This window comes from Tritonibacter horizontis (assembly GCF_001518015.1).
Taxonomy (GTDB): Bacteria; Pseudomonadota; Alphaproteobacteria; order Rhodobacterales; family Rhodobacteraceae; genus Epibacterium; species Epibacterium horizontis.
Window position 1 is genome coordinate 1 of sequence record NZ_LPUY01000120.1, and the last position, 2493, is coordinate 2493.

3 protein-coding genes are annotated in these 2493 nt (G+C 63.6%); all 3 read right to left on the minus strand.

Translation table 11 applies throughout. The features are described from left to right. Nucleotides 1-22: 22 nt before the first annotated feature. Nucleotides 23-1612 carry an IS66 family transposase gene (gene tnpC, locus TRIHO_RS20165; protein WP_068248119.1) on the minus strand — a complete coding sequence of 530 codons (1590 nt, stop codon included), beginning with the start codon at nucleotides 1610-1612 and terminating at the stop codon, nucleotides 23-25. 85 nt (nucleotides 1613-1697) lie between these two features. Continuing rightward, nucleotides 1698-2042, minus strand: a complete 345-nt coding sequence (gene tnpB, locus TRIHO_RS20170; protein ID WP_068248113.1) for an IS66 family insertion sequence element accessory protein TnpB — start codon at nucleotides 2040-2042, stop codon at nucleotides 1698-1700. Then, nucleotides 2039-2359, minus strand: coding sequence for a transposase (locus TRIHO_RS20175; RefSeq protein ID WP_232367850.1), 321 nt, complete (start codon nucleotides 2357-2359; stop codon nucleotides 2039-2041). Before TRIHO_RS20175 ends, tnpB begins: the two co-directional genes overlap by 4 nt. Nucleotides 2360-2493: the final 134 nt, after the last annotated feature.

Consider the following 2493-nt stretch of genomic DNA (forward strand, 5'->3'; position numbering starts at 1 on the left):
GTAAGCGGGTAGCCGAGACCGTTCAGGCTTTGTGATTCCAGGGCATGAGAGCGTCGATTTCGGCGCTTGGCCATTGGTTGGCGATGCGCTCCAGCGTCTGGGTCAGCCACGCGACGGGATCGACGTTGTTCATTTTGCAGGTCTGCAAGAGCGTGGCGATGGTGGCCCATGTGCGACCGCCGCCATCTGACCCGGCGAACAGGCTGTTCTTCCTCGTAATGGTCTGAGGCCTGATGGCGCGCTCGACAATGTTGGAGTCGAGCTCGACGAGGCCGTCGGTCAGGAATCGCTCGAAGATCTCGCGCCGGGCGATGGCGTAGCGCAGGGCCTCGGCCAGCTTCGATTTCCCAGAGATGCGCGGCAAGGTCTGCTGCCACAGTGTGAACAGCCCCGCGACGATTGGCGTCGAAACAGCCTGACGCGCAGCGACGCGCGCCTCGGGGCTTTGACCGCGGACATCCGCCTCGAGCTTCCAGAGGTCAGCCATCCGCTCCACCGTGGTGGTGGCGATCTGTGAGTCCCCGGCAGCATGGAGTTCATAGAAGCGGCGCCGAGAGTGGGCCCAGCATCCCGCCAGTTGCGGGCCGTCGTTGCCCCCGTCTTTTCGCACCAGCTTGTTGTAGGCGGCGTAGCCGTCCACCTGCAGGATACCACTATAGCCGCGGAGGTGCCGCCGCACGCAGTCGCCGGATCGGCTGTCCTCGAAGCGATAGGCGACCATGGGCGGACCGCTGCCGCCGAAGGTGCTATCATCGCGAGCATAGGCCCAGAGCCAGGCCTTCTTTGTGGCGCCGGTGCCGGGGGAGAGGGTCGGCAGGCTGGTTTCGTCGGCGAAGACCCGGGCACCTTTCAGTATCTCGCCCAGGACATGATCTGCGAGGATCTCCAGCTCGAAGCCGACCCGGCCCATCCACTGCGCCATCAGCCGCCGGTCGAGGTCCACCAGATCGCGAGCATAAATTCCCTCCTGGCGATAGAGTGGCAGGCCGTCGGCGTATTTTGAGACCGCGATCTGCGCCAGCAGCGCCTCGGTCGGCAGCCCGCTTTCGATGATATGGGCCGGGGCCAGGGCCTGGATGACGCCATCCCAGCCCTTGAACGCGTATTTGGGGCGGCGGGTCACGATCACCCGGAACTTCGCCGGGATCACATCCAGCCGTTCCGACACATCTTCGCCGATCAGCACCTTCTGCTTACCTGCGTGCTCCGGCAGGTCCTCGGGCTCGATCACCATCTCGACCCGCTCCAGATGCGGCGGAAAGCCCTTGCGCGCCCGGGGCGGTCGCTTCTCATCCGAGGACAGACCCGTGCCGACCTGCGCCCTGAGGTCGGAGATGCCGGTTTCGATCTCTTCGAAGACAAAGGCCTGCTGAGCATCCTCGTCCTCTGACGGCCCGCCGGTGCCAAGCTTCTCCGAGCGGCGCCCGAACCGGGCGCGGTCGTAGGCTTTGAGGATCTGCATCAGTCGCTTGATCCGTTCGTCGGCATCCGAACTGCGGGCTTTCAAAGCCGCATTCTCGTCTTCAAGGGCCGCCGTCTTCTGCGCCATGGCGCGGACCATGGACTTTAGCAGGTCCATATCGTCGGGAAGGGAAAGATCGTCGGCGCTCATGGCATCAAGGATAGCATGTTCCGACCGGGCATGCCGCTGGATATCCGCATCCAAAGCGGGGTTGATTCACTTTGCCGCAGCTGGGTTATCCAGCAAATACAGGGGCTTTGACGGCCACGGGACGAACCCGCTTCCAGTCCAGCCCGTCGAGCAACGCCATGAGCTGGGCATGGTTGAGCTGCACCCGGACATGCCCGATCCGCGGCCAGCAGAACGAAGATTTCTCGAGGCGTTTCGCAAAGAGGCAGACACCGCTGCCATCCCACCAGACGATTTTGATCCGGTCCGCCCGCTTCGCGCGGAACACATAAAGCGCGCCGCTGAACGGGTCACTGCCAGCATCGCGCACCAGCGACAGCAGGCTATCTGGTCCTTTGCGGAAGTCGACCGGATGGCTCGCGAGAAAGACCCGCACACCGGACGGGATCATGCCGAGCGCACCGCGCGGATGAGACGGCGCAACACAACCTCGCCAAGATCGGGCCCGACGCGAATAATGACATCGCCGACGACAATTTCCACCATCGGCACCGGGGTGCCTACAGGAACACCCTCTTTCTGCTTGTTCAGGAACGCCTTGCGCCAGCCAAACAGCTGCGGCGGCGAAATCCCCAGACGGCGGGCAAGCGCCGAAACATTCACACCAGGTTCCAACGCTGCGGCGACCGCCTGAGCCTTGAACTCTTCCGACCACCGGCGGCGCTCGCCGACCGGCGCACCGTCCAGCCTCTCGACGAACGCCTCCACCAACTGCAAGCTACCAGTCGCAGGCATAGGCGTAGAACTAGTCATAGACATGGCACTCCGGAGATCAGATCAACGTCAGAAGCCTACTCCAGACCGGCCACGAGCTTAAGCCACGGGGTTCCCTTCCCGCTTAC

Coding starts and splice junctions, on each gene's coding strand:
- tnpC (WP_068248119.1), bottom strand. CDS start 1,612: ATGAGCGCCGACGATCTTTCCCTTCCCGACGATATGGACCTGCTAAAG.
- tnpB (WP_068248113.1), bottom strand. CDS start 2,042: ATGATCCCGTCCGGTGTGCGGGTCTTTCTCGCGAGCCATCCGGTCGAC.